This is a genomic window from Chromatiales bacterium (assembly GCA_020445605.1).
Lineage (GTDB): Bacteria > Pseudomonadota > Gammaproteobacteria > JAGRGH01 > JAGRGH01 > JAGRGH01.
In genome coordinates, this window is the sequence record JAGRGH010000050.1 from 59,448 (window position 1) to 84,012 (window position 24,565).

The window sequence follows — 24,565 nt, forward strand, 5'->3', positions numbered from 1 at the left end:
GCGGGCGCGTTGCGCGGGGCGTCGGCGGGCGGGGGACCCGGGCCGTACCAGTGGCGGGTCAGCGCGAGCGACACCGATGCGCCGGGCGCTTTGTGGTGTAATTTGGGCTTCTTCAGCGATCCGCACCGGGGAGGAACCGCAGCATGTCCGCCGAGGGTTATCACGAGCCAGTCAACGAACTTTCCGATGAAACCCGCGACATGCACCGGGCCATCCAGTCGCTCATGGAGGAACTCGAGGCGGTCGACTGGTACAACCAGCGCGTCAACGCCTGCAAGGATCCGGAACTCGCGGCAATCCTCGCCCACAACCGCGACGAGGAAAAGGAGCACGCGGCCATGGTGCTGGAATGGATCCGCCGGCACGATCCCGTCATGTCGAAGGAACTCGGGGAGGTGCTGTTCTCGGAGGGATCGATCATGGATCACGAACACGGCGAACGCGACTGAACCCAGCAGCGTCCCCGCCAGCGCCGCACAAGCCATGAACGCAACGGCCCAGGCCGTGAACGGCCCGGTGTTCATCGTCGGCGCCCCGCGTTCGGGGACCTCCCTGTTGCACTGGTCCCTGCTCGAACACCCGGACTTCTGGGGCAGCGAGGAGACCGAATTCCTGCGACCCATCGCGCAGGCCGTGGAACAGGGCTACACCGAGGGCACGCGGTTCAATGACCACAGCTGGCTCACCGCACAGGGCGTCGACCAAGCCGAATTCGCCCAGGCAGTCGGCAGCGGGCTGGATGCGCTGTTCCGCTCACGCTCGGGCGGACGACGCTGGGTCGACCAGACACCGCTCTACGTTCACATCGGCGCCCCACTCGCGCAGATGTTTCCGGATGCGCGATTTCTGTTTCTGGTGCGCGACGGGCGCAAGGTGGTCAGCTCCATGCGGCGCATGTGGGGCTGGGACATGGAACGGGCTGCGCACATGTGGAACCGTGCCACCCGCAACGGCTTCCAACTCGCCGACTCACTGGGCGATCGCGTGCTGCGCGTGCATTTCGAGGCACTGATCTCGCGCCCGGAAGACAGCTTCTGGCGCATTCTGGAGTTTGTCGGTGCGCCCCAGAATCCGGCCTGCGCGGCCTACGTGCGCGACCGCCCGCCCATCAATGCAGCGCCCGGATCCCAGCACGAAACGGCCACGGACAAGCTGCGCTTTTCGCCGGCCGACTGGTCCGCCGAAGAACAGGCGCAGTTCGACGCCATTGCCACGGAAACCATGCGCGCCCTTGGCTATTACGAACAGGCGGCAGCGGCGCCGGCCAAGTAGCCCCTTGCCTCACGCCGACCCGCGCGGCGGCCGAAGGTAGCGACGGTCGTCGAAGCTCATGACCCACTGCGGCCGGTACACGACGAAAATCGCGAGCAGGAAACCGCCTGTAAACGCTTCGGGAAACGCGGCCAGCAGCAGGTAAGGACGATACAGTTCGTAGAGCATGTGTCGCGTCAACGCGCCGGCAAGATCAATACAAAATACGACCACGAATGCCGAGACGATCACGCTGAACGCCCCGGCCGCAAACCCGCCGGCAATCAGATAGACAAAGATGTTCTTTGGCAGCCAGCGTTCGATCGCCATGGCCCAGAGCCGCGCCGCGACGACCGGCATCAGGGCGACCGCCACATAGGCCGGGGCAATGGTCGTCCATGGTTGCCCGTGCGCGAGGACATGGGCGGCAACGACTGCCGCCAGCCCGATCAGCGCGAAGGCCCAGCCGAACATGTAGGTCAGCACGGCCGCGCCGATCAGATGCAGGTGCCCGCCCTCCGGCAGCTCGGCGCGGATCTGCCAGATCGCCAGGGTGATGCAAAGGCCAGCCAGCCACGCGCTGACGTCGGCCGGATTGCGCAGATGAAACCAGGGCGCCCGCCACGCGGCGGCGACGAGCGCGATGACGGTCAGCGCCCACCCCGCTGCAATCCAGCTCGACCCGAGCCACTCGCCGGGCAGGTCCATCAGCCTGCATCCCCGCCCAGCAGCGCCGCGCGCAGGCTCAGCACGATGCGCGCACTCACGCCCCAGAGGTGCTCGCCGTCGTGGTCGTGAAAATGCACGACCGGGAGCCGGCAGCCCCAGTCGTGCAGATCGTGCTCGCGCACCTCGAAGTTGCGCGTATCAAGCAGCCACGCGAGCGGGATCGTGAACACGCGCTCGACTTCACGCGCATCGGGCCGCGGTACGAACGGAGGTGCCACGGCACCCACCCAGGGACGAACGACGAAATTGCTGACCGAGCGATACTCCGGCAGCGCGCCCAGCACGGTGACATCGTCCGGGCTGAGGCCGACTTCCTCATGCGCTTCGCGCAGCGCCGCGGCGCAGGCATCAGCATCGCCGGCGTCGATCCGGCCACCCGGAAACGCCACCTGACCACTGTGCCGATCCGCGGGGTGACACGCCCGCCGGATGAACAGGACCTCCGGCCCCGCGGCGCCGAGAATCAGCGGAACGAGCACGGCCGCGGGCGTCGGCGGGCGATCGAAGAACCCGTCCGGATACGGCTCGCGCCAGCGTTCCGGGCGATACGCGCCCAGCCGCCGCGCGATTTCCGCGGGCCCGAGACCGGCCAGTTCGGTTAAGGATCCAGCCACCGGGTCAGGTAGTAGAGCCGCAGGCCTTCCGACGACACTGAAGGACCATAGACCTCGGCCGCATGCCGGTTGTGTTCGGGATCGGCACCGGCGCGTGCCTCGGCCTCAGTGGCACAGACCTCGACAACCCCGGCCGGAAACCGCGCGCGCTTGCGCCGCGGGGCATGGATCACGGCATATCGCACTTCAAGCGATCGCGACTGGGGGTCGACGATGATCTTCGGCATCACCCGGAGACCTGTTCGGCAAGCCACATGCGCAGGCGCAGTCCGGCGCCCGTGACATAGCCACGCTCGACGAACCGCATGCGCCCGTCGGCGTCGATCACGAACGACATCGGCACCCCGCGCACGCCCCAGCGTTCACCGAGCGCGCCGCTTTCATCAAGCAGCACCGGAAACGCGGCGCCCTGCTCGCGCAGATAGGCGCCAACCTCGGCCGCGTCGCCGGACTGCATGGCCACGCTGATCACCTCGTAGTCGCGCGCCAGCGCATCGATCGAATCCAGCTCCAGCCTGCAGATGGGGCACCAGCTGGCCCAGAAATGCACCAGCACGACCCGTCCCGGCGGCGCTTCGCCGGACAGCGCAACGCTCGACCCGTCAAGCATGCGTCCACCCAGCGCGGGCGCCGGATCGCCGGCCCGCACCCAGCCGATCACGAACTGCGCGATCGCGATCGCAACGAGCAGGCCAAGGAACTGCGCGCCGAACACCAGCCAGCGACGGCGACGTGCTTCAGCCATCGCGCAACGCGCTCACAGTCCGCTCAGGTCCAGCCGCGTATAGCCGGCCGGCAGCTCGAACAGGCGCGCGTCCACGGTCGCGTCCGTATCGAAACGCGCGAGCTCCCGCTGCGCGCCATCGGCATGCCATTCGATCACCGGCACACCGTCGGCCCAGGGCCAGTGCGGCGCAAACTGGCTCCAGGCCTGGGTGCAGGGCGACTCCGCTTCGGGCAGCGCAATCGCCATACTGGACTGCTGTTCGGCGAGCGCCTGCCGATAATGCAGGGCCACCGCGACCGCCTCGCCAGAGAACCCCTGCGCGACGACCGCACCGCCGCAGTCGTTGCCTTCGGCGAAATACTGCATGCGCACCGGAACGCGGCCCGCGACGGGTGGCGCGCCGGCATCCACGGCACGCTTCGCGTCCAGCGCAAACGGCACCACCGGCTGCTCGCCGCCGGGCGGCCTGAGTTGAAGGATGCTGCGGTCGTCGTGCACGACGCTGTAGATCGTCCGGCTGCGATCGTCAAACAGCACGTAACCATCGCCGCCATCGTCGATGCGCAGCCACGGCGGCTGGATCGTCCAGCGCGATGAAACCACTGGCTGACCAGGGTCAGTCGCAACAAAATCCAGCACCAGCACACCGCCGGCCGGTGCTGGTGTCGCGAACATCGCGAGCACGCCCATCAGGAGAGCCCTCAGGCCAGTTGTTCCAGCCACTCGATTTCCTCGTCGGTAAAGCCCGCGGCACGCCGCCGGGCCAGGTCGAACGGACCGCGCAGGCCGCCGGCGAACAGGGTCTGCATCAGATCACGAAAGGTCGGCACGGGTTCCAGTTTGCGCTGCGCACAGATCGCTCGAAACCAGCGACTGCCTGCGGCCACGTGGCCGATTTCATCGGCGGCAATCACGCGCAGCGCGGCCGCGGACGCGGTATCGCCGGCCTGCTCGAAGCGTTCGATCATCGGCGGAGTCACATCCAGCCCGCGGGCCTCGAGGCCGCGCGGAACCAGCGCGAGCCGCGCGAGCAGATCGTCCGCGGTGCGTACGGCGGCATCCCAGAGCCCACCATGCGCAGGCAGATCACCGTAGACCAGACCGTATTCGGCCAGCCGCTCGCGCAGCAGCCCGAAATGCCGCGCCTCGTCGCCGGCCACCGCGATCCAGTCCGCGTAAAACTCTGGCGGCAAGCCGCGGAAACGATACACGGCATCGGCCGCGAGGTGGATGGCGTTGAACTCGATATGAGCAACGGCATGCAGCATGGCGGCGCGCCCCTCGACCGAGCCGGGACGACGCCTTGGCAACTCCGCGGGCGGCACGAGTCGCAGGGCGGCCGGGAACCCCGGGCGCTCGATCACGCGCGGGGGCTCCGCGTGTGCATCCGCCGCCAGGCCGCCCGTCGCCCAGCCGTCGAGCAGACGCGCGGTCGCCGCGAGCTTCGCGTCGATCTCACCGGCCTCGATCACCGCAAGGGCGGCGGTGTGGACGCAGCCCGTCATGATCGCCCCCGAAGCGCGATGTAGACATCCATGACGTTCGTGCCGCTCGGGCCGGTCGTGAGCAGATCGCCCGCAGCGGCCAGTACGGTGCCGCTATCGGCACGTTCGAGCGCGCCACGCGCGCAGACCGGATCACACCCGGCGCGATCCAGGGTGGTCCCGTCCACCAGCGCCCCGGCATCGGCACTGTTGCCGTCGCTGCCATCCGTCGCCAGTGCCAGGAGCAAACCATCCGGGTGCCCGGCCAGTTCGATTGCGCCAGCCAGCGAGAGATGCTGGTTGCGGCCGCCGCGTCCGGGCCGCGGCGGCAACCGGACCGTGGTCTCGCCACCACAGACGAAGGCCTGACCGGCGCCCAGTGCCAGCGCCCGGCGCGCGAGCCGACGCCCGGCCTGCGCGGCGTCGCCGGACCACGTGTCGGCATCGATCTCCACCGCAAAGCCGGCCGACCGCAGGAACGCCGCCGCCGCCTGACAGGCATCCAGATTGCACGCGATGACCCGTTGCTCGACCGTTGGAAAAGACTCGTTCGCGGCGCCGGCATTCCAGTACGGTGCGAGCCAGTCCGGCAACGCCGGTGGATCGACCGCGCGCGGTGCCGACAGTGGACCGGATCCGACCACGGCCGGGTCGTCGCCAGGCACATCCGAGAGGATCAGGCCGAGTGCGCGGTGCCGGGCTGCGAGACGCGCCAGCCCCCCGCCCTTCAGCTCGGAAAGGCCGGCGCGCACCCGATTCATCGCGTCGATGGCAAGCCCCGCGCCGATCAGCCAGGTATTCGTGCGCACGAGCAGCTCGAGCCCGACGCCTGCGCGCGGCAGTTCGGCCAGGCTGGATGCACCGCCCGAGATCAGGAACAGGATTCCGGCCTCTGGCGGCGCCTGCTCGATGCGCGCGCGAACGGCGCGTCCGGCATCCAGGCTCGCGGCCGTCGGCAGCGGATGCCCGCCCGCGCACCAATCGAACGACCGCGCCCGCGGATCGGGGCGCGGATCGCGATCAACGACGACACCACCGGCGAATGCCTCGACGCCGAGTGCGTCCAGCGCACCGGCCGTCATGCTGGAGGCCGCCTTGCCGATCGCGACGAGCACCAGCGGCGCCTGCGGCGACGCCGCCCGCAGCGCGGCGGCCGTGACGGCACGGCCATCCACGCGCGCAAGCGCCGCCTGCGCGGCGCCAAGCAGCAGGTCACGATCGGCATGGCGATGAATCATCGGCCCTATGGTAAGCTCGCGGCCGTTTCATCTCTGCCTTTCCCGCAATGGAACCCGCCGAATACCGCCCCGGTTACGCGCGCAATGTGCTGATCGCGATGCTGCTCGGCGTGGTGCTGGCCGTGGGGATCGTCATCTGGCAGTGGCCGACCATTGCCTCGCTGTACATCCAGAACCAGCTCACGGACGTCGGACTGGTCATCAACGGTGCGATCTTCCTGCTGCTCGCTGCCGGACTCGTGCGGCTGGCGGTGATTCTGATGCGGCTCAATCGCGAGGAAGGCGCGCTCGCCCGTCTGCGCGACAACCTGTTCGGGCATGTCGAGGATCCGCTGCGGGGTGTCGAACCCGAATCGGTCGCCGGCCGTCGCTATGCGATGCTGCGCTCCCTGCACGAGCGCAATGCCGCGATCGAACAGGGCGCGATCGCCGCGACACTTGCGGCCCGCGAGAACCGCGCAGTCAGTTTTCCGCGCTACGTGCACAACGTGCTGATTCTGACCGGCGTGTTCGGCACGATCGTATCGCTGTCGATCGCCCTGCTCGGCGCCTCCGATCTGCTCGAGACCAGCGTCAACGTCGGCGGCATGGGGCTGATGATCCACGGCATGTCCACCGCGCTCGCGACAACCGTCTCGGCGATCCTGAGTTACCTGTTTTTTTCCTGGTTTTTCATCAAGACCACGGACGCGCAAAGCCGCTTCGTCACGGCGCTGGAACAGCTGACCACCCAGCATCTTCTACCGCGTTTCAAGGTGCAGACCGAAACCGTGCTGTATGAATTCAGCGGCCTGATCCGCTCTCTGCAGGGGCTGGTCGAGCAGATGCTGAGTTCACAGAAACAGATCAGCCAGATCGAAACACGCCTCGCCGCAACGACGCTGGACTTCCACGCCCGACTCAAGGGCGTGACCGCGGACATGGGACGCATCAAGCAGTTGCTGCGCGACGGTTTCCGCCTGCCCTCCGGCGAATGATCGGCACGTTTCCAGACCTTTCCATCGGCCGCGATGCGGCCAACGAAGAAGGCTTCTGGCCCTCGTTCACGGACATCCTGACCGTCATCGTCATGGTCTTCATGCTGGCGATGGTGGTCGTGCTGCTGCGCAACCTCGATCTTGTCGCACAGCTGCGTTCGACCATCGAGGCGGAACGGGCTGCCTCAACCCTTGCGCAGAGCGTCAATCAGGAAAAGGAAGGGCTCGCACTGCGCCTGCTCGAGACCGAAAACGAACTCGCCATGCTGCGCGGCGAACTCGACGTGCTGCGCCAGCGTAGCGCGCGGACCGAGGAAACGCTGGCGCGTGAGAGCGCGGCACTGAGCGCCGAGCGCGCGCGAGCTGAAACCCTGACGCGGCAACGTGACGAAGTCTCGGCGCGTGCCACGACCTTCGAGCAGAACCTCGCCGCACTGCGCACCGAACACCTGAACATTCAGCAGCAGCTGACCGAACAGAGCGAACGCGCCACACGCGCGCAGCGACTCGCCGACGACACGCGCGCGCAGCTGGATGCCCGCAGCGCGGAACTCGTCGAGCGCAGCGAAGCCCTGCGTCTGCGTGAGGCGGAACTGCGATCCGTGCAGGCCACGCTCAGCACCCGCAGTGACGAGTTTGCCGATCTGAAGGCGCGCTACGATCGTCTGGTGCGTCCGGCACGTTCGGCCGCCGGCAAATTCGTCGTCGAGGTTCAGTATCAGCGCGACGGCGAAAAGGGCACCATTCGCTACCGCACGGCGGACAACGAGACCCTGCTGCCGGCCACGCGTGCGGAACTCGAATCCAAACTCGATGCGCTGAAGAAGAAACACGGCGATGCGCTGTATGTGCGCATCATCTTCCCCGAGAACAGCGGTCTCAGCTATAACGAAGCCTGGCAGTTCACCCGCGACCTGCTGTATCGCTACGACTACTACTACGCCGACGGCCACACCGACCCGGCGCCGCAAAACTGAGATGGATCCGCAGGCCGCAGAGCAGTCCGGCGTAACCGTCGTCGTATGCTGTCACAACAGCGCCCAACGCCTGCCACAAACCCTCGCGGCACTCGCTGTGCAACAGCTTGCCGATGCTCGGCCCTGGGAGGTGCTCGTCGTCGACAACGCCAGTACGGACAACACCCGGGAAGTCGCCCGTCAGTGCTGGTCTTCGGACGCGCCTGCGCCGTTGCGCTGTGTCGAGGAACGCGAACTCGGAGTCGGTCCGGCGCGCGAAGCCGGCTTCGGCGCGGCGCGTTATCCGTATGTGAGTTTTGTTGACGATGACAACTGGCCGGAGCCCGACTGGGTCGAGCGCGTCGCGCAGACCCTTGACCGGCATCCCGAAGTCGGCGCGGTCGGCGGTCTGAACTCGGTGGCACACGAGACCCCGCTTCCGGCCTGGTTCGAGACCTTCCAGGGGTGCTACGCCATTGGTCCGCAGGGAGCGCCAGGTGACGTAACGGATTCGCGCGGCTTTCTCTGGGGCGCCGGCCTGAGTGTGCGGCGCGCCGCCTGGGCAGCACTGCGCGCCGAGGGAACTGCACCCCTGGTGCAGGGACGGCGCGGGGATCGACTACTGTCCGGTGAAGACAGCGAACTGTGCATCCATCTCACCCGGCGCGGTTGGCGACTGTACTACGAGCCGACCCTTCGCCTTCAGCATTTCATGCCGGCCGAGCGCCTTTGCTGGAGCTATCTGTGCCGGCTGCGGCGCGGTTTCGGCGCCCAGAATGCCTGCCTCGAAACCTTCGCGAGCGTCATCAGTCACGGCACGGCGGCGCGCGACTGGCGCCGCGGCGCCTATTACACCGCCCGCGGCCTGCTTCAGGCGTGGAGAAAGCTCCTGCCGGCCATGCGTTATGCGCAGCCCGGCGACCCGGGAATCCTGCGGGTCTGGGGACTCATCGGGCGGCTTGATGTGTACCTCGGGATGCGCGGCAACTACGACCGGCTGCGCCTGAAGGCGGGCTGCGAATCCAGAGCCGATCCCGTGTTTCCCGCGGTCGCGGGCCTGCGCGGCGTTTCCCGCGCCAATCCGGGGCCGATGATCGATCCGTAGCCTCTCAAGTCAGCGCCCGAAACCCGCGTGCAAGGTCCGCCTGAAGATCGGTCTGATCCTCTAGGCCGACGGCAACGCGGATGAGATTCTCGCCGATCCCCGCCGCACGACGCTCCGCATCGCTCAGCCGTCCGTGCGTGGTCGTCGCCGGGTGCGTGATGGTCGTGCGCACATCGCCCAGATTCGCCGTGATGGAAACCAGCTGCGTGGAATCGATCACGCGCCAGGCCTCGGCACGTCCGCCGCGTACCGTGAACGAAACGACGCTGCCGCCCGCGCGTTGCTGACGCATCGCCAGCGCATGCTGCGGGTGGGATTCGAGCGCCGGGTACCAGACGCGCTCGACGGCGGGCTGATGCTCCAGCCAGCGCGCGAGTTCCAGCGCGGCGGCACTCTGCGCACGCATGCGCAGATCCAGCGTTTCCAGCCCCTTCAGAAACACCCAGGCGTTGAACGGGCTCAGACTCGGGCCGCCGGTGCGGACCACACCGAACACCTCGCGCCCGACCCGCTCGGCATCGCCGACGACGGCGCCGCCGAGACAACGGCCCTGCCCGTCCACGTATTTGGTCGCGGACACCACCACGAGGTCCGCGCCGAGTTCCAGCGGCCGTTGCAGGGTCGAGGTCGCCAGCGTGTTGTCGACCGCGAGCCAGGCGCCGTGCGCATGTGCAATGTCCGAGAGCGCACCCAGATCGGCGATCTGCAACAGGGGATTCGCGGGGGTCTCGACAAACAGGCCGCGGGTAGTCGGACGCAGCGCCGCCTGCCATGCGGCCGGATCGTCCAGCGCGACGAAACTCGTCTCGATCCCGAAACGCGGCAGATAGTTCGTGAACAGCGACACGCTGCTGCCGAACAGTTCGCGCGCGGCGAGCAGGTGATCGCCCGCGCGCAACAGCGCCAGACAGAGCGCCAGCGTGGCCGCCATGCCGGACGCCGTGGCCACGCAGCTTTCGCCACCCTCGAGCGCGGCTAGCCGGCGCTCGAAGGCCTGCACGGTCGGGTTGGTGAAGCGCGAGTAGACGTTGCCGGGTTCCGCGCCGGAAAAGCGCGCGGCGGCCTGCGCGGCCGAGTCGAACACGAAGCTCGAGGTCGGATAGATCGCCTCGCTGTGCTCACCTTCGGCGCTGCGCCGCACGCCGGCGCGCAGCGCACGGGTCGCATCCGCCCAGTCGTCGTTGTGATTGGCCATGCTCTCGATCGTCGAATTCGCCCGCGCCGCCGACGGCGACCGGCCGGGACTGCCCCGGGCGCGTCAGGCTACGGCCGCACCCGGGCCGGGTCAACGGTACGGGCCGTTTCCGTTGACTGTGATAGCCTTGCCGGCCATCGAATTCGACCCCAGACGTAACGCCCCGCCAACCACATCGCCCAGCATGGACTGCCGCCGTTACCTGTCCCGTCTGCTGTTGTCCGCGCTGGCCCTCGGCAGCGCGCGTGCGCAGGCCGGCGCCGAGCACTGGTTCGACGACGTGCCGGTCGTGCTGTCGGCCAGCCGCCTGTCGCAGTCGCGCTTCGAGGCCCCGCTGCCGATCAGCACGATTGACCGCGAGATGATCAGGGCCAGCGGCGTTCTCGATGTCGCCGATCTGTTCCGCCTGATCCCGGGCATGCTGGTCGGCCACTACAACGGCCACCGCCCGGTCGTGACCTACCTCGGGCTCTCCGATGAGTTTCCGCGCCGCGTGCAGGTGCTGATCGACGGTCGTTCGGCCTACACCCCATCGCTCGGCGGCGTCCCGTGGGCGCGCCTGCCGCTGGCGCTGGAGGACATCGAACGCATCGAGATCATCCGCGGGCCGAACACCGTGACCCACGGTTCGAACGCATTCCTGGCCGTCATCAACATCATCACGCGCCATGCCGGCGAGGACCACGGTCTGGCTGCGCGCATGAGCCTCGGCAACGACGGCATCCGGCGCGGGTATCTGCGCTACGCCGGCAGCCACGACGATGTCGATTACCGGCTCAGCATCACGGCTGCCGCAGACGACGGATTCCCGAAACTGCCCGATCGCTGGCACGCCGCGACGGTCGGCGGGCGGGTCGACTGGCAGGCGACCTCCGAAGACGCGCTGGAATATTCCTTCGGCTTCGGCGACGGCGAATTTCGCGATGGCGACCCGGACTCGCCGGTCGACACCGTGCGCGACATCCCCGCCAGCGTTGCGTTCCAGCACCTGCGCTGGCTGCACACCGGGACGGACGGCGCGGAGACGGCCCTGCGCTTTGCGTGGACACGCGACGACTACGACGATCAGGCATTCGGCAGCCTGTTCGGGTTTCCGACCGAGCTGGACTTCCGCATCCACTCGCAGCGCTACGTGACCGAGCTGCAGCACACCGCGCAGGCCAGCCCCGCACTGCGCTATGTCACCGGCGCCAGCGTGGAGTACGAGACCGTCGAGGCGCCGGGTCTGCGCAATCGCGACAGCGACGGGCGCATCTGGATCTATCGCGTGTTCGGCAATCTCGAATGGCGCCTTGCCGAACAGTGGCTGCTGCACCTTGGCGGCATGTTCGAGTACGACACCATCGCCGGCGGCAAGGTGTCACCGCGGCTGGCGCTGAACTGGCTGCCGGACGAAACCCAGAGCGTGCGGCTCGGCGTGTCACGCGCAGTGCGCACGCCGCACATCATCGAGGAAACGATCGACTTCGGGCTGGCGATCGGCCCGGGCCGCGACATCATCCAGACGACCAGCGGCGATCTGGACCCCGAACACATCGTCATGCTGGAACTGGGCTGGATCAAGCGCATTCCGGAGATCGGTCTCACCGTCGACGCGCGCGTCTACCAGACCTCGGTGCGCGACATCATCGCGCCGATGAACGCGGAGGTGTTCAACCCGGTGTTCGGGGAAACCGACGATTTCGACGAGTTCCACAACATCGGCCATCTGAAGATTCGCGGACTGGAGGCCGAATTCGACTGGGACATGCCACGGCGGCGGATTCGCGGCGGCGTCTCGTCGCTGTACGTGGTCGACACCTCGCCGGTCGACGATCCGCACGACAGCGTGCCGACCCGCTCCGCGGTACTGCAATGGATCGAGCGACTGAACGCGACCACCACCGCCAGCGCGGCATTCGAGCTTCACGGGCCGGTGGAATTTCAGGGTTCGGGCAATCCCCTGCCGGGCGTGAAAAAGCTGAACCTCTCACTCGGTCATGAAATGCCGGCGCTGGACGGCGAGCTTGAACTACGCTTGAGCGGTGAGCTGCAGCTCGCCGACAACCGCGATTTCCGCCGCCAGAACGATCCGGGCAGCCAGTTCTGGGCCACGATCGGCTGGCGACCCCGGCACTGACGCCAGACGCCACTTCGACAGGATGTCCCCGATGCACTCCCGATCACGAGGCCGAACGCGCGCCACGCTCGCAATACTCGCCCTGCTGACTACGCTGGTCGCGCCGGGGGCGTTCGCGCAGCCCGACATCGTGCTGGTGTATTCGCAGGGCTCGTCATTCCAGACGCGGATCGCCGAATCCATCGGCACCCGGCTGCGTGCCGACGGGCTCAGTATCGAACTTGCGACGATCCCGGCATCGGCGCTGCCGGCCACGACCATTACGGCCGCGCTGGGCACGCAGGCCACCGATCACGTCGTGCGCATGACCGGGCGCGCGCCGGACTACGCCGCATTCGTCAGCCGGTTCGAACTGGCCACCAACACCACGCTCGGCCAGACGCGCCACGTGTTCACGATCGACCAGCCGCTGTCGCGCCAGCTCGGCCTGATCGAGACCCTGCTGCCGCAAGCCCGCCGGATCGCCGTGGTCCTGGGGCCGTCCAGCAGCGACGGACTGCGACGCCTGCGTGCCGCCGCAGGCACGCGCCTTGCCGTGGTCGCAGCGCAGGCCAACGACGCCAGTGAGCTTGGCCCGGCGCTCGATACGGTGCTTGGCGACGCCGATGCCTATCTCGCCATGCCCGACGAGACACTACACAACAGCGATACCGCACACAGCGTGTTGCTGTCGGCGTACCGGCGCGGGATACCGGTGGTGGCCTTTTCGCGTGCCTTCGTGCGCGCCGGCGCCCTCGCCGCCGTGTTTTCGGAACCCGCCCAGATCGAGTCCCAGATCATCGCGGATCTGAAGGCCCTGCTCGAAAATACAAACCTGCCGCGACAGATCGATCCGCGGGAGTTCGCCATCGAAATCAACGCGCGCGTCGCGGCGGCCCTGCATTTGACGCTGCCGGACCTATCGGTGATTACCGAAGCGCTTCGCAATCTGGAGCCGAACCCGTGACCTGGCCGCAACTGCGCTCACTGCGTACCCGTGCGCTGGTGCTCGGGGTGGTGCCGGCGACGCTGCTGGTCGTCGCGCTGGGCGGCTACTTCAGTGTCAGCCGCATCAACGATCTGGAGCTCGCGTTCGAACAACGCGCGAGCGCGCTGGCACGACAGATCGCCGCGGCAAGCGTCTATCCGGTCTTCTCGGGGAACCAGCCGGCGCTGGCGCAGGTCGTCGACTCGATTGCCGGCGATCCCGAGATCACGGGCCTCGTCATCGAGGACGCGACGGGACACGCGCTGGCCGACTACCAGCGCAGCGCCGGCGACGCACCGAGCCAGGTGTTCCGCGCGCCGATCCGCTCTGAACCCGTCGCCGTTGACGACTTCGAGACGGCGGCGCACGGCGGCGGCGCCCTGCTCGGTCAGATTCAGCTCGTCGTATCGCGCCAGACGCTGCTGGCGCGCAATGGCGAGGTTCTGCGACTGGGCGCCCTGCTCTCGGCACTCGGCATTCTGGCCGCCGTCGCCATGGCCCGGTTCATGGCGGGGCGAATCAGCGGCCCGGTGCAGGCCCTGACCGAGGCCGCACGCACCATCGAACAGGGCGCGCCGATGCCACAACTGCCCAGCCTGCGTGACGAGGAATTCGCCACGCTCGGCAACGCGATGCAGTTGATGGATCGGGAAATCCGCCGCGCCCGCGAACAGCTCGAACACGACATCGCGCGGGCGACCGCGGAACTCGCCGAAACGCTCGAGGCCGTCGAGATCAAAAACGTGGAACTCGACCTCGCGCGCCGGCGCGCGCAGGAGGCCTATGCCGTCAAGAGCCGCTTTCTCGCGAACATCAGCCACGAACTGCGTACGCCACTGCATACCATCCACGGGTTTTCCGAACGTCTCGCCGACGGCGCGCTCGACGATGCCCAGCGCCGGCAGTTGCAGTTCATCGAGCATGCGAGCGCGGACCTGGGGCAGATTCTCGACGACATGCTCGATGTCGCGGCACTGGAGTCCGGCGAACTGCGGCTCGAACTCGCACCGTTCGATCTGATCGACGAGCTCGAATACTGCATTTCGGTCAACGCGCCCAAGGCGCATGCGAAACAGCTAGAGCTGTTGCTGCGGGTGTTCGATGACGTACCGCGCGCGGTGCTTGGCGATGCCGCGCGAATCCGCCGCGTCGCGTTGATCCTGCTCGACAACGCAATCAAGTTCACGACGGCCGGCGAGGTCGCGCTGCAGGTCAGCCTCGACGGTCGCGATGCCGCCCATGCGGTCGTGGAGATCGAGGTCTCGGACACCGGCCCGGGTATTCCGGCCCGCCAGCAGACCGAACTGTTCGCGCTGTTCGGGCAGGGCGACACGGCGCTGAACCGTGCCAGCGAAGGTCTCGGCCTCGGGCTGGCGATCGCCGATCGACTGGTACGGCGTATGGGCGGCCAGATTTCGTTCGACAGTCACAGCGGACACGGCAGCGCGTTCCGCTTCACCTGTCCGCTGAAGACACGCCCGGATCAGGGGACCGACAGCGTGCCGGAATCGCCCGGCGCAAGAGTTCTCGTCTGTGACACCCATCCGCGATCGCTGCACATCACCCGGCATCTGCTCAGGGCGCAGGGCTACGAGGTCGATACCTGCGACCGGCCCGAAACCCTGTGCGATCGGGCGACGACCGCGCGTCCGGCACTGATCGTGATCGGCCTGCGCGGCACCGACACACCCGATGCACCGTGGCGACACCGCCTCGAACAGATGCGCGCCGCCGAAGTTCCGACACTGGCCCTGCTATCGAGTTCGCGCCTCAGCGATCACGCGGCGTGGGAGGAATGCGGCGCAACGCGCTGCGTGGGGCGACCGCTGCCGCGCGCGCTGCTGCACCTGGAGGTCGAACGACTGGTCGCCGCCGGTCGCCACGAACGCCGAACCGGGCCGCTCGAAGGTCGCAGTGCGCTGGTCGTCGACGACAACGCCATCAACCGCGACTGGCTCACGCTGATCCTCGAGCGTGCCGGCATGCGCGTGGATTCCGCCGCCGATGGCGTTCACGCCCTGGCCGCGGCCGGCCGCCGTCGCTATGACGTGATCGTGCTCGATCTGCACATGCCGCGCCTCGACGGCATCGCGGCCGCCCAGCGGCTGCGTGAGCAGATCGAACTGCCGAACGCCGCAACCCCGCTGATCGCCGTGACGGCGGATACCAACAGCGCAACCGAACGCAGCGCGCGGGAGGCCGGAATCGGGCGTGTGCTGGCCAAACCAATCGATGAGGCGACCTTGCTCAACGCGGTGCGTCAGGCCATGCTGCCGGTCGGGTCCATTGGACTCCCGCGCGATCGGCAGGCGCAGATCAGTCTGTTCGGCGGCGATGCCACGCTGGCGGATCAGATGTATGCGCGGTTCATCGGGCAACTGCGCGAAGCATGCGAGGGTCTGGCGGAAACCCCTCGGGGCACACACGGAGAACGGGCCGCGCTGGTTCACCGCCTGCTCGGGGCCGCCGTCTATTGCGGTGTCACACCGTTGATCACCGCGGGGCGTGCCTGGCATGCGAGCCTGCTGCGCGGCGAGGATGACGAGGCTGGACAGGCACGTTTTCTTGCCGAGGCCGAACGCCTGCTCAACGCGGACCGATCCAGGGCGGATTCTGGAGACTGACCGCGAGAACGGCCCTTCCGGTCCGGCTACATCCAGACGAAGCCGCGGTCGACCTTGCCCATGATCATGTGCACGTCCTCACGCGACTCGCCAACCACCGCGAAGCTGCCGTGCGGCGACGGCCGGATCAGCCCCTTGAAGCCCGGATCGTCGATGAGCTTTTCATTGCCCAGCGACTCGAACGGCATCACGAGGATGGTCACCGGCCGTCCGGCCGCATAGGCCACCAGGTGCATGCCCGGATGATTGCGGATTGGACAGGGCTTCAGGTAGCGGATGTCGGCCTGCGTGAGGGCCTCACGGGCGTCCGCATCGGCTAGATCGATCCCGACGCGGCGAAGGCTCGCGGCCAAATCGTCGATCGACACGCTGCTGCGCGCAACCAGCGCCTGCGGCTCGTGCTGGATATGCGCGATCACGATGTCGGTCAGCGCACGCGTGGCCTCGTACTGGCGCCAGACGCCGAAGCTGCCGAACGCCAGCAGCGCGAGGGCGGCCAACGCGAACACCGGGCGCCACCAGGCCGTCCGTCGCTCACCGGGTCCCAGCCGGACTGCGTCGAGGATGCGCCGTTCCAGCCCCGCGGGCGCGGCGACCGCGACCGCGCCGTTCAGGGCCCGATCGAAGTCCTCGTCCGGCACGGCCGCGAGCACCCGCTCGACGAGGTGCGCGGACGGCGTGATCTCGATTGCCGCGCGCACACGGGCGTCGAACGCGCGCGCGCGCTCGCGTAGCGCCACGAGCCGTGGCACCTCGGCCAGCATGCGGTCGACATCGGCATCGGCAAGCGATGCCTCCGCCAGCAATCGCAGTTCGATTTCGTCGGGTGCCCCGGTCACTCGTCAGTCTCTGGTCTCGTCTTCTTCCCAGCGTTCGCCCAGCGCCTCGCGCAGCTTGCGCTTGGCGCGAAACACGCGCGTCACCGCAGCCGATTCGCTGAGTCCAAGCTGCGTCGCGATCTCCGCGCAGGTAAAGCCGCCGATCACCTGCAACAGCAGCGGTAGCCGATAGTCCTCGTCGAGCCGGGCCAATGCCCGCCGCAGCACGAACGCCTCGGTGCTGGTGTCGTAGTCGCTGTTGGCGGCCGGTAGCACCTGCTCGTCGATTTCGGTCAACACCGGGCGCAGCCGCTCGAACTGCCTCGCGTACTCGCGCCGCAGGATGGTGATCAACCACGCCTTGGCGGCCTTGTCGTCGTCGAGGGTGTCGAGTGCCCGCCAGGCCCGCAGAAAGGTCTCCTGCGTGAGGTCCTCGGCGAGTTCACGATCCCGGCACAGCCAGAAGGCAAAACGGAACAGATCCGTCGACCAGGCCCTGGTGATCGCCTCGAACCGGCGACGCTTCGCTCGTTGCTGTCCTAATAGACCCGTCATAACCGCGAAAGATTGCAGATGAACAGATTCCCCGCCCCGCTTCGGGTGCGGTGGTGCCCGGGGCCGGATTCGAACCGGCACGGCCTTGCGGCCAGCGGATTTTAAGTCCGCTGCGTCTACCTGTTTCGCCACCCGGGCCTGGCAGGCCGTTGAAATTCTCTTCTCACCGGCCTGTGATAGCGAGACAGGATCGTCTCGCCCGAAAATCGAGTACGCAAGTGTCTGATTTTCATGAGCGAGCGAAAACCGCGCTGTTCGCTCGCGACGCCGACACGGCCATGTGTCGGCCATTTTCAACAACCTGTCGGGACTCGCGCGACAGCATCGCGCCCCGGCCGGCGGCCCCCGGGCATTGTCCCCGTCGTTCAACCCATGCCGCAAACGCTATGCGAACCCCCGGAACCAGCGACTGCTATCTATACTTGGCGTCGCGCCGGCTTGGCGCATTCCCGCAAGGTGCTGCGCAAATGTATCGTCTCGCTACCTTCACGGAAAACGTCCGTGGCGACCTGTTCGGCGGCGTCACCGCGGCCATTGTTGCACTGCCGCTTGCGCTCGCCTTCGGCATCTCGTCCGGCGCGGGTCCGGTCGCCGGCCTGTACGGCGCGATCCTGGTCGGGTTTTTTGCCGCCGTGTTCGGCGGCACGCCCAGCCAGGTCTCCGGCCCCACCGGCCCGATGACGGTCGTAATGGCGACGGTCATCACACAAGCCATGGCCGAACACCCGGACTCCGGCCTTGCGATTGCGTTCACGACGGTGTTCATCGCCGGCCTGCTGCAGATCGCGATGGGCGCGATGAAGCTTGGCCGATACATCATCCTGGTGCCCTACCCGGTGATCTCCGGGTTCATGTCCGGCATCGGCGTCATCATCATTCTGCTGCAACTCGGGCCGCTGATGGGCCTGCCAGGCGCCTCCGGCGTGGTCGCGGCCGTACGTGCGCTTCCGGAACAGCTCGCGAACATTCACTGGGGTGCCGCGGCACTCGGCGTACTGACGATCGCGCTGGTTTTCATCTGGCGCGGCCGCGTCAACCGGCGCCTGCCGGCGCCGCTGCTGGCGTTGATCGTTGGTACCGTAATCGCCACGTTCGCGGATCCACAGCAGACCATCGCGCGCATCGGTGCAATCCCGTCCGGGCTGCCCGGCCTCAATCTGCCGGCGTTTGAACCCGCGCTGCTTCGCGAAATCGTGACCAACTCGATCATGCTCGCCGTGCTCGGCGCGATCGACTCGCTGCTGACCTCATTGGTCGCTGACAACATCACGGCCACGCAGCACGACTCCGACCAGGAACTCATCGGCCAGGGTCTGGGCAATGCCGCCGCTGGCCTGCTCGGGGCACTACCCGGCGCCGGCGCGACCATGCGCACGGTGATCAACATCCGTTCCGGGGGCCGCGGACCGCTCTCCGGCGCGACGCATGCCGTGCTGCTGCTGGCAATCGCGCTCGGGCTTGGTCGCTGGTTCGAGGGCATTCCGCTGGTCGTGCTCGCCGGCATTCTGATCAAGGTCGGCGTGGACATCATCGACTGGCCCTTCCTGCGTCGTCTGCACCGCCTGCCCGCGTTCTCGATCGCGCTGATGCTTCTGGTGCTGGTGCTGACCGTGTTCGTCGATCTGATCACCGCGGTGTTCGTCGGCGTGTTCATCAAGAACATCGTGACGATCGAAAAGCTCTCGAGCTTCGAACTGGATTCGGTGGTGCTCAGCGACGGCCGCATCAATGCCGACCGCCTGACCGCGGCCGAGCGTGAGTTTCTGGCCGGCCACGAGGGCGATGCACTCTTGATGCGCGTCAGCGGCTCGCTCAGTTACGGCGTCGGGCGCAGCCTGAGCATGCGCCTGCGCCGCTTTCCGAATGTAAAGCAGCTGGTCATCGACTTCACGGGCGCGTCGATCATCGGCGTTTCAACGGCATTGATTGTCGAGGACCTGATCGAAAAGGCCCTGCAACGCGGCGCCGATGTGCGCGTGGTCTGCGCGCACAGTCGCACGATGGCGGACCTCGAGAAGCTCGGCGTGATGCAGCGGCTTGGCACCGAGCGCTGTTTCAGGACGCTGGAACACGCCCTGCGCAGGCTCACGCCGGTGACCTGATGGTTCTTCGGGAAAACCCGCCGGAGCGATGCGCGCGACCGCCGGCATCCCGGCACGTAATCCGTCGTTCGTGAGGGTCTGTGCACGAATGCCCGATCGGCATTCGTCGAGGCAGGAAGCAGTATCGCGCATCGGCATCACGTTACCGATGGCCGGTGCGTGCACCAGAACTCGGAATCGCGACAGGCACCGCCCGGCCGGGCGGTGGGTTGGATCAGGGATTGCCGGCGACGGCGTCGATCCGGTCCAGCCGAACGACGATGCGATCGTACTCGCGGTTCGCCAGTTCGACGGTGTGGCCGTCCGGCATGCGCGTTACACGCCCCGGAATGGACTGGCCGTTCACATACACGATGACGCCCTTCTTGCTGGCCAGGCTGGCCTCGAACAGCGCATTGAACGGGGAGTCGGATTCAGCCATGGCGCGCAGGCTAGCACAGCCGAAACCGATGCCGATACAGACAGCACCGGCAAGACGCAGGATTCTCGAGCGCATGGACTCTCTCCAGAAAAAAGCCGAATGCCCCGTCTCAATCAGAGCTTCGGAGGGTGGGTAAACGCCAGCTGCCAAAGCATAGCTGGCACACCGGGCGTGGAACAGCCGTATGGACGCCGGCCGCACAGCGCCGGATGACCTAGGGAAACTCTGAATTGTCAGAGTTTCCCACGGCACATGGACGTGCCGCCATTTTCCACGGCTGCTAGCCGTTGAAAATGGAAGAAAACGAAAAATCACACTTTTTAGTTTTCGCTGCTCTGGCAATCCGGGACGGATTGATCAGAGCTTCCCTAGTGTAGTGCGACGCTCAGTCGAACTCGCGCAACCAGACGTCCGGAACCCGCCCCAGCCGTGCCGCCACGGCATCCACCGTCGGTCGGCAGATCTCCCGCAGGTGCGCGCGCACCGCGGCCGGCGGTTCCACGTTGCGCGAGCGATTGACCCGCCGGCCCAAAGGCAGGTTCAAGAGCGGCGCCGCAGGGATCGAAAGGAACCCGCAAATGCCCTCTATCGCGGCCTGGCGATCCTCATGCAGATCCTCGTGGAACCCCAGCCAGACCTGCGCGGGCCCAAACACGGCGGCCAACGCAGACAGCGTGGCCGCGTAATCGCCGAGCTGCACGAACTCCGCGTCGTTGACGATGGCATCAACCGCCTCGACCGTCAGGGCTTCGGCGCGCACGCGGCGGCGGCGGCAGTGGTGCTGAACGGCGGACCAGGCACGTGCGACGGGCTCGCGCATGATGAACAGAAGCCTTGCACGCGGCGCAAGCCCGCTGAGATGCGTCAGTCCGGCCTGGCCAAGCGCCGCATACTCCGGCGTCGCCTCACCGGCGAGCCAGGCCGAACCGCGATGCGCCCGATCAAAGAGGCGCACATACCATGCGTCGTCGATCGGTCCGCGCCGATAATCGCGGTACCAGCGCCGCTGCGCAGCCAGTTCCCGAAGACGCCCCGGATTTGCCGCTAGTCGCCGGTAAAACTTGCGCAGCCGAACCGCGCGCAACGCCTCCGACAGATGACGTGAACCGAGGTGCACGCTATCGAAATAGTGGATCTCCTTGACCGGCGTGAAGAACACCTCGGGATGCCGCGCCAGCACGCTGGCCAGCCAGGTCGTGCCGGCCTTCTGGGCGCCGATGCAGACGAAGAAGTCGTCGATCGAGTTTTGAGATACCGTATTGTGTGCCACCGGCACGCGCGGACAGAGCGCAAACCCTGCCAATGCCCCCAGATCAAGACCCGGCGCAATCCTACCCCGATCCGAACGGCGCCGCGAAACGGCCGCTGCACGTCGTGCAGGTGCTCCCGGCGCTGGACGCGGGTGGCGTCGAGCGCGGCACGCTGGAGGTGGCCGGGGCCCTGGTCAGGGCGGGTCACCGTTCCACGGTCATCGCGGCCGGCGGAAGACTCGCAGAATCGCTGGTCAAGGCCGGCAGCGAACACCTCGACTGGCCGGTCGGCGAAAAGCGCCTGTCGACGCTGCGCTGGATCGCCCGCCTGCGGGACTGGCTGCGTGCCGAACGGCCGGACATCCTGCACCTGCGTTCGCGCCTGCCGGCCTGGATCGCATACCTCGCCTGGCGCGGACTTCCCGCTCAAGGCCGGCCCCGACTCGTCACGACCGTGCACGGGCCCTACACCGTCAACCGCTACAGCACGGTGATGACCCGCGGGGAGCGCGTCATCGCGGTCTCGGAAACCATCCGCGACTACATCCTGGCGAACTATCCGCGCATCGACCCGGCGCGCATCCGCGTCATTCCGCGCGGGGTCAGTCGTGCCGAATTCCCGTACGGCTACCGGCCGGACTCACGCTGGCAAGCACAATGGAAGGCCCGGTTTCCGCAGCTTGCGGGGCGTTTCGTCGTAACCCTGCCGGCGCGGATCACGCGCTGGAAGGGGCAGGAGACGTTCATCGACCTGATCGAGGCGCTGCGTGGCGACGGCGTGGACGCCCATGGTCTCGTCGTCGGCGGCATCGAGCCGCGCCGACGCGCCTACGCCGAGGCACTGCGCGCGCGGATCCATGCGCGCAGACTCGACGAACACATCAGCCTGCTCGGCCACCGCAGCGATCTGCGCGAGGTGCTTGCGATCTCGAATGCCGTGGTTTCACTTTCCAACGAACCGGAGGCGTTCGGACGGACGACGATCGAGGCGCTGAGCCTTGGACGGCCGGTCGCGGGTTATGACCATGGCGGCGTCGGCGAGCAGTTGCGTGAAGTGTTCCCGCAAGGCGCCGTGAAGCCCGGCGACCTGTCGGGCATGATCTGGCTTCTGACGCGCTGGGCCAACGCCCCGTCCGTCGTCCCCGCCGAACACCCGTACACGCTGGAACGCATGCTTACGGCGACGCTGGAGCTCTATTCAGAGCTTGCCAGGGTCACAGAGACTGGCTGAGCCTGTCAGCGCGCTCGTCGCTTCAAGACCTCACAGCGTTCGCATCCTCACGCGCAATCACGGCGAAATACAGCGCCACGATCAACAGCACGTTCTGCGACCAGAACGCCGAATACAGCGCCAGCGTGCTGTTCAGGGGAAAGAAGGCCGCCAGCACCGCGAGCGCATATGGCAACGACTGCGCGCGTCGCGCCGCGGACGCCTTCAGCCATGCCCGCAGAAGCCAGAACAATGCCAACAGAAGACCAGCGAGCCCGATCAGGCCGGTCTCGGTCAGCACCTCCAGCCACTGCATGTGCGGGTGATGCGCGCCCTGCGTGCCCTTGTAGAGCTCCACGAACCTGTCGTCAGGTTCGGCATGGTCGAGATATGCGGTACGGAAACCCCGCGGCCCGACGCCGTTGATCGGGTGCGCGGCCACGATGCGCGAGGCGACCGACCAGATCACCGGGCGATTGCTGAGGGCATGGCTGACCGAACCGGAATCGCCGCCGAGCAAAGCGACCGTCTGGTCGATTCGCCATGCGATCCGCTCGGAGAAGTGGTAGCCGGCAGTGACCAGCGCCGCGAGAAACACCACGGCCATCAACCCCTGGCGCCACGGTCGCCGGCCGCCGGACCGCCACTGCCAGACGAGGTAGCCGAGTACCACCACGCCGAACAGCAGCCAGGCCGTCCGACCATTCGACAGGAACACCACGACGGTCACCGCGACCAGCGCGGTCAGGCGCAGCGCGCCCCAACCACGTGCATGCGCGACCAGCAACGCGATCGGCGACCACGCCGCCAGCACGATGCCGAGCTTGAGGTTGTCGCCGAATATGCCGTTCAGGCGGAACTCGGGGTATTCGAGCCCGAACAGATCGCGGCCGAATGCGGCCTGAATCAGGGCGTCGACGATCCAGAACCCGACGACCACGGCGACCAGCCGCTGAAACCGCTCGCGTGTATGCACCTGCGCGAAGAAAAAGATCACGGCCAGGCCGGCCCAGTACAGCCGCGCGAATCCCAGGGTCACCCGCCACGCATTCGTGGGGTCGACAGCATCGGGCAGCGCCGTACACATCGGCAGCCACAGGGCGAGAAACCACAGACCGAAGCGTCTGGCGGCCGGGTCGCGCGCCCACCAGGCAGGACCGCGGCTCCAGATCAGCGCGAGCCCGATCAGCGTGAGCATCGCGACGAGCGTCTCCACGCCAAGGCGCAGGGGTAGCATCGCGACGCACCCGGCGATCAGCACGGCCGGGGCCCAGGGCCGGGCGGCAAACGCGTCCATACCCCGGGCGACCCGAACGCGAAGCGGCTCAGTACGCACGTGGTTCCGTCGGTTGCAGGTCTGGCGCCGGCGGATCGGGCGGAAACGGCCGCAAGGAATCGGTCATTCCGGTATGATATAGGCGTTTTAGCCGGTACGAATGCGTGACCGGCTAGTGGCCCGACTCCGCCGTCCATGTACCGGAGTATTCATCGGTGGTACACGGTTCAGCAACGGTTCAGAAACGATCGCAGACTATCGTGTGCAGGGCTCCGCACTCACCCCACTGACAGACATCGATTATCAGGGCGCACACGGTGTTCAACTACGAATCCATTTCCAGTGCCGGCGTCACGCAGGAACCGTTCGAGTATTTCACGCTGCCCGACGCGCTGAGCGCAGACGGGCTCGACGCCGCGCGCTCCGACTTTCCGGCGATCAGCAAGCCGGGCGTATACGACCCGGGTGCGCTCGAATACGGTCCGCAGTTCGCCGCGCTGATCGATGAAATCAGCTCGCCGCGCTTCCGCGCCGTGATCGAACAGAAATTCGGCGTGGACCTGAGCGACAAGTCGCTGATGATTTCCGTGCGCGGCCAGGCCCAGAAAAAGGACGGGCGGATTCACACCGACGCGAAATACAAGCTCATCACCGGGCTGCTGTACCTGAATGACCGCTGGAACGATGACGGCGGGCGCCTGCGTCTGCTGCGCGGACCCGGCGACATGGACGACTACCTCACCGAAGTCTCCCCGGCCGGCGGCACGCTGGTTGCATTTCGGGTGCGTCCGAACTCCTGGCACGGCCACAAGCCGTTCTGTGGCGAGCGTCGCTGCGTGATGTTCAACTGGGTCGACTCCGGTGTCGCACGCAAGCGGCACTTCATCGTGCATCGCATCTCGGCGTTCGCGAAACGGTTGATGCCGGGTCGCGCGGAGGCCTACTGA

Annotated in this window: 24 protein-coding genes and 1 tRNA gene; 11 read left to right on the plus strand and 14 right to left on the minus strand. The window is 67.2% G+C overall.

What is annotated here, in order from left to right; genetic code table 11:
• Nucleotides 1-143 precede the first annotated feature (143 nt).
• Nucleotides 144-449: a ferritin gene (locus KDG50_12220; GenBank protein ID MCB1866183.1), complete on the plus strand. Its 306-nt coding sequence runs from the start codon at nt 144-146 to the stop codon at nt 447-449.
• Between the two features lie 34 nt (nt 450-483).
• A complete protein-coding gene (locus KDG50_12225) occupies nt 484-1,272 on the plus strand; it encodes a sulfotransferase (protein ID MCB1866184.1) in 789 nt (262 codons plus the stop codon).
• A 9-nt stretch (nt 1,273-1,281) separates the two neighbouring features.
• On the opposite strand, the gene KDG50_12230 is transcribed toward KDG50_12225, so the two are convergent.
• The 7 genes from KDG50_12230 to KDG50_12260 are packed head-to-tail and all read right to left on the minus strand — an operon-like array spanning nt 1,282 to nt 6,043.
• Nucleotides 1,282-1,959 carry an energy-coupling factor ABC transporter permease gene (locus tag KDG50_12230; GenBank protein MCB1866185.1) on the minus strand — a complete coding sequence of 226 codons (678 nt, stop codon included), beginning with the start codon at nt 1,957-1,959 and terminating at the stop codon, nt 1,282-1,284.
• Nucleotides 1,959-2,594: a CoA pyrophosphatase gene (locus KDG50_12235; GenBank protein MCB1866186.1), complete on the minus strand. Its 636-nt coding sequence runs from the start codon at nt 2,592-2,594 to the stop codon at nt 1,959-1,961. Before KDG50_12235 ends, KDG50_12230 begins: the two co-directional genes overlap by 1 nt.
• Nucleotides 2,579-2,821, minus strand: coding sequence for a hypothetical protein (locus KDG50_12240; protein ID MCB1866187.1), 243 nt, complete (start codon nt 2,819-2,821; stop codon nt 2,579-2,581). Before KDG50_12240 ends, KDG50_12235 begins: the two co-directional genes overlap by 16 nt.
• Nucleotides 2,821-3,339 carry a protein disulfide oxidoreductase gene (locus KDG50_12245; protein MCB1866188.1) on the minus strand — a complete coding sequence of 173 codons (519 nt, stop codon included), beginning with the start codon at nt 3,337-3,339 and terminating at the stop codon, nt 2,821-2,823. The genes KDG50_12240 and KDG50_12245 overlap by 1 nt, the downstream gene beginning before the upstream one ends.
• 12 nt (nt 3,340-3,351) lie before the next feature.
• Nucleotides 3,352-4,044, minus strand: a complete 693-nt coding sequence (locus KDG50_12250) for a hypothetical protein (protein ID MCB1866189.1) — start codon at nt 4,042-4,044, stop codon at nt 3,352-3,354.
• Nucleotides 4,023-4,826 carry a ferritin-like domain-containing protein gene (locus KDG50_12255; protein ID MCB1866190.1) on the minus strand — a complete coding sequence of 268 codons (804 nt, stop codon included), beginning with the start codon at nt 4,824-4,826 and terminating at the stop codon, nt 4,023-4,025. The genes KDG50_12250 and KDG50_12255 overlap by 22 nt, the downstream gene beginning before the upstream one ends.
• On the minus strand, nt 4,823-6,043 hold the full coding sequence (locus KDG50_12260) for a DUF4147 domain-containing protein (GenBank protein ID MCB1866191.1): 1,221 nt from the start codon (nt 6,041-6,043) through the stop codon (nt 4,823-4,825). The genes KDG50_12255 and KDG50_12260 overlap by 4 nt, the downstream gene beginning before the upstream one ends.
• A 47-nt stretch (nt 6,044-6,090) precedes the next feature.
• On the opposite strand from KDG50_12260, the gene KDG50_12265 reads away from it, so the two are divergent.
• Genes KDG50_12265 through KDG50_12275 form a run of 3 tightly spaced genes read left to right on the plus strand, consistent with a single transcriptional unit; the run spans nt 6,091 to nt 9,081 of the window.
• The gene (locus KDG50_12265; GenBank protein MCB1866192.1) at nt 6,091-7,020 is read left to right on the plus strand and encodes a hypothetical protein; all 930 of its coding nucleotides are present in this window, start codon (nt 6,091-6,093) and stop codon (nt 7,018-7,020) included.
• Complete coding sequence (locus KDG50_12270) at nt 7,017-7,997, plus strand: hypothetical protein (GenBank protein ID MCB1866193.1); 981 nt, start codon at nt 7,017-7,019, stop codon at nt 7,995-7,997. Before KDG50_12265 ends, KDG50_12270 begins: the two co-directional genes overlap by 4 nt.
• Before the next feature lies 1 nt (nt 7,998).
• On the plus strand, nt 7,999-9,081 hold the full coding sequence (locus KDG50_12275) for a glycosyltransferase family 2 protein (GenBank protein MCB1866194.1): 1,083 nt from the start codon (nt 7,999-8,001) through the stop codon (nt 9,079-9,081).
• 4 nt (nt 9,082-9,085) lie between these two features.
• On the opposite strand, the gene KDG50_12280 is transcribed toward KDG50_12275, so the two are convergent.
• Nucleotides 9,086-10,276 (minus strand): O-succinylhomoserine sulfhydrylase, encoded by a 1,191-nt coding sequence (locus KDG50_12280; GenBank protein MCB1866195.1) that lies wholly within the window; start codon nt 10,274-10,276, stop codon nt 9,086-9,088.
• 184 nt (nt 10,277-10,460) lie between these two features.
• Between KDG50_12280 and KDG50_12285 the strand changes: the two genes are divergently transcribed.
• Genes KDG50_12285 through KDG50_12295 form a run of 3 tightly spaced genes read left to right on the plus strand, consistent with a single transcriptional unit; the run spans nt 10,461 to nt 15,986 of the window.
• Complete coding sequence (locus tag KDG50_12285) at nt 10,461-12,395, plus strand: TonB-dependent receptor (GenBank protein ID MCB1866196.1); 1,935 nt, start codon at nt 10,461-10,463, stop codon at nt 12,393-12,395.
• 31 nt (nt 12,396-12,426) lie between these two features.
• Nucleotides 12,427-13,341: a hypothetical protein gene (locus KDG50_12290; GenBank protein ID MCB1866197.1), complete on the plus strand. Its 915-nt coding sequence runs from the start codon at nt 12,427-12,429 to the stop codon at nt 13,339-13,341.
• On the plus strand, nt 13,338-15,986 hold the full coding sequence (locus tag KDG50_12295; protein ID MCB1866198.1) for a response regulator: 2,649 nt from the start codon (nt 13,338-13,340) through the stop codon (nt 15,984-15,986). The genes KDG50_12290 and KDG50_12295 overlap by 4 nt, the downstream gene beginning before the upstream one ends.
• Nucleotides 15,987-16,012: 26 nt before the next feature.
• On the opposite strand, the gene KDG50_12300 is transcribed toward KDG50_12295, so the two are convergent.
• From KDG50_12300 to KDG50_12310, 3 genes are all read right to left on the minus strand, one after another.
• A complete protein-coding gene (locus KDG50_12300; protein MCB1866199.1) occupies nt 16,013-16,825 on the minus strand; it encodes a DUF3379 family protein in 813 nt (270 codons plus the stop codon).
• Between the two features lie 3 nt (nt 16,826-16,828).
• Nucleotides 16,829-17,359, minus strand: coding sequence for a sigma-70 family RNA polymerase sigma factor (locus KDG50_12305; GenBank protein ID MCB1866200.1), 531 nt, complete (start codon nt 17,357-17,359; stop codon nt 16,829-16,831).
• A gap of 51 nt (nt 17,360-17,410) precedes the next feature.
• Nucleotides 17,411-17,497: transfer RNA gene (locus KDG50_12310), tRNA-Leu, on the minus strand.
• Nucleotides 17,498-17,826: 329 nt separating this feature from the next.
• Between KDG50_12310 and KDG50_12315 the strand changes: the two genes are divergently transcribed.
• Entirely contained in the window at nt 17,827-19,461 is a 1,635-nt protein-coding gene (locus KDG50_12315) for a SulP family inorganic anion transporter (GenBank protein ID MCB1866201.1), read from the plus strand.
• Nucleotides 19,462-19,675: 214 nt separating this feature from the next.
• On the opposite strand, the gene KDG50_12320 is transcribed toward KDG50_12315, so the two are convergent.
• Both KDG50_12320 and KDG50_12325 read right to left on the minus strand, forming a co-directional pair.
• Nucleotides 19,676-19,957, minus strand: coding sequence for a hypothetical protein (locus KDG50_12320; protein MCB1866202.1), 282 nt, complete (start codon nt 19,955-19,957; stop codon nt 19,676-19,678).
• Between the two features lie 310 nt (nt 19,958-20,267).
• Entirely contained in the window at nt 20,268-21,152 is an 885-nt protein-coding gene (locus KDG50_12325; GenBank protein ID MCB1866203.1) for a sulfotransferase, read from the minus strand.
• 32 nt (nt 21,153-21,184) lie between these two features.
• Between KDG50_12325 and KDG50_12330 the strand changes: the two genes are divergently transcribed.
• Nucleotides 21,185-22,363 (plus strand): glycosyltransferase family 4 protein, encoded by a 1,179-nt coding sequence (locus KDG50_12330; protein ID MCB1866204.1) that lies wholly within the window; start codon nt 21,185-21,187, stop codon nt 22,361-22,363.
• A 22-nt stretch (nt 22,364-22,385) separates the two neighbouring features.
• Here KDG50_12330 and KDG50_12335 read toward each other — a convergent pair whose 3' ends face one another.
• Nucleotides 22,386-23,678 carry an O-antigen ligase family protein gene (locus tag KDG50_12335; GenBank protein ID MCB1866205.1) on the minus strand — a complete coding sequence of 431 codons (1,293 nt, stop codon included), beginning with the start codon at nt 23,676-23,678 and terminating at the stop codon, nt 22,386-22,388.
• A 257-nt stretch (nt 23,679-23,935) separates the two neighbouring features.
• Between KDG50_12335 and KDG50_12340 the strand changes: the two genes are divergently transcribed.
• Nucleotides 23,936-24,565 (plus strand): 2OG-Fe(II) oxygenase, encoded by a 630-nt coding sequence (locus tag KDG50_12340; protein MCB1866206.1) that lies wholly within the window; start codon nt 23,936-23,938, stop codon nt 24,563-24,565.

Excerpts from the sequence above, each read along its gene's own strand:
- KDG50_12220 (MCB1866183.1), top strand. The coding sequence starts at position 144 with ATGTCCGCCGAGGGTTATCACGAGCCAGTCAACGAACTTTCCGATGAA.
- KDG50_12225 (MCB1866184.1), top strand. The coding sequence starts at position 484 with ATGAACGCAACGGCCCAGGCCGTGAACGGCCCGGTGTTCATCGTCGGC.
- KDG50_12230 (MCB1866185.1), bottom strand. The coding sequence starts at position 1,959 with ATGGACCTGCCCGGCGAGTGGCTCGGGTCGAGCTGGATTGCAGCGGGG.
- KDG50_12240 (MCB1866187.1), bottom strand. The coding sequence starts at position 2,821 with ATGCCGAAGATCATCGTCGACCCCCAGTCGCGATCGCTTGAAGTGCGA.
- KDG50_12245 (MCB1866188.1), bottom strand. The coding sequence starts at position 3,339 with ATGGCTGAAGCACGTCGCCGTCGCTGGCTGGTGTTCGGCGCGCAGTTC.
- KDG50_12255 (MCB1866190.1), bottom strand. The coding sequence starts at position 4,826 with ATGACGGGCTGCGTCCACACCGCCGCCCTTGCGGTGATCGAGGCCGGT.
- KDG50_12260 (MCB1866191.1), bottom strand. The coding sequence starts at position 6,043 with ATGATTCATCGCCATGCCGATCGTGACCTGCTGCTTGGCGCCGCGCAG.
- KDG50_12265 (MCB1866192.1), top strand. The coding sequence starts at position 6,091 with ATGGAACCCGCCGAATACCGCCCCGGTTACGCGCGCAATGTGCTGATC.
- KDG50_12270 (MCB1866193.1), top strand. The coding sequence starts at position 7,017 with ATGATCGGCACGTTTCCAGACCTTTCCATCGGCCGCGATGCGGCCAAC.
- KDG50_12275 (MCB1866194.1), top strand. The coding sequence starts at position 7,999 with ATGGATCCGCAGGCCGCAGAGCAGTCCGGCGTAACCGTCGTCGTATGC.
- KDG50_12280 (MCB1866195.1), bottom strand. The coding sequence starts at position 10,276 with ATGGCCAATCACAACGACGACTGGGCGGATGCGACCCGTGCGCTGCGC.
- KDG50_12285 (MCB1866196.1), top strand. The coding sequence starts at position 10,461 with ATGGACTGCCGCCGTTACCTGTCCCGTCTGCTGTTGTCCGCGCTGGCC.
- KDG50_12290 (MCB1866197.1), top strand. The coding sequence starts at position 12,427 with ATGCACTCCCGATCACGAGGCCGAACGCGCGCCACGCTCGCAATACTC.
- KDG50_12305 (MCB1866200.1), bottom strand. The coding sequence starts at position 17,359 with ATGACGGGTCTATTAGGACAGCAACGAGCGAAGCGTCGCCGGTTCGAG.
- KDG50_12315 (MCB1866201.1), top strand. The coding sequence starts at position 17,827 with ATGTATCGTCTCGCTACCTTCACGGAAAACGTCCGTGGCGACCTGTTC.
- KDG50_12320 (MCB1866202.1), bottom strand. The coding sequence starts at position 19,957 with ATGCGCTCGAGAATCCTGCGTCTTGCCGGTGCTGTCTGTATCGGCATC.
- KDG50_12330 (MCB1866204.1), top strand. The coding sequence starts at position 21,185 with ATGCCCCCAGATCAAGACCCGGCGCAATCCTACCCCGATCCGAACGGC.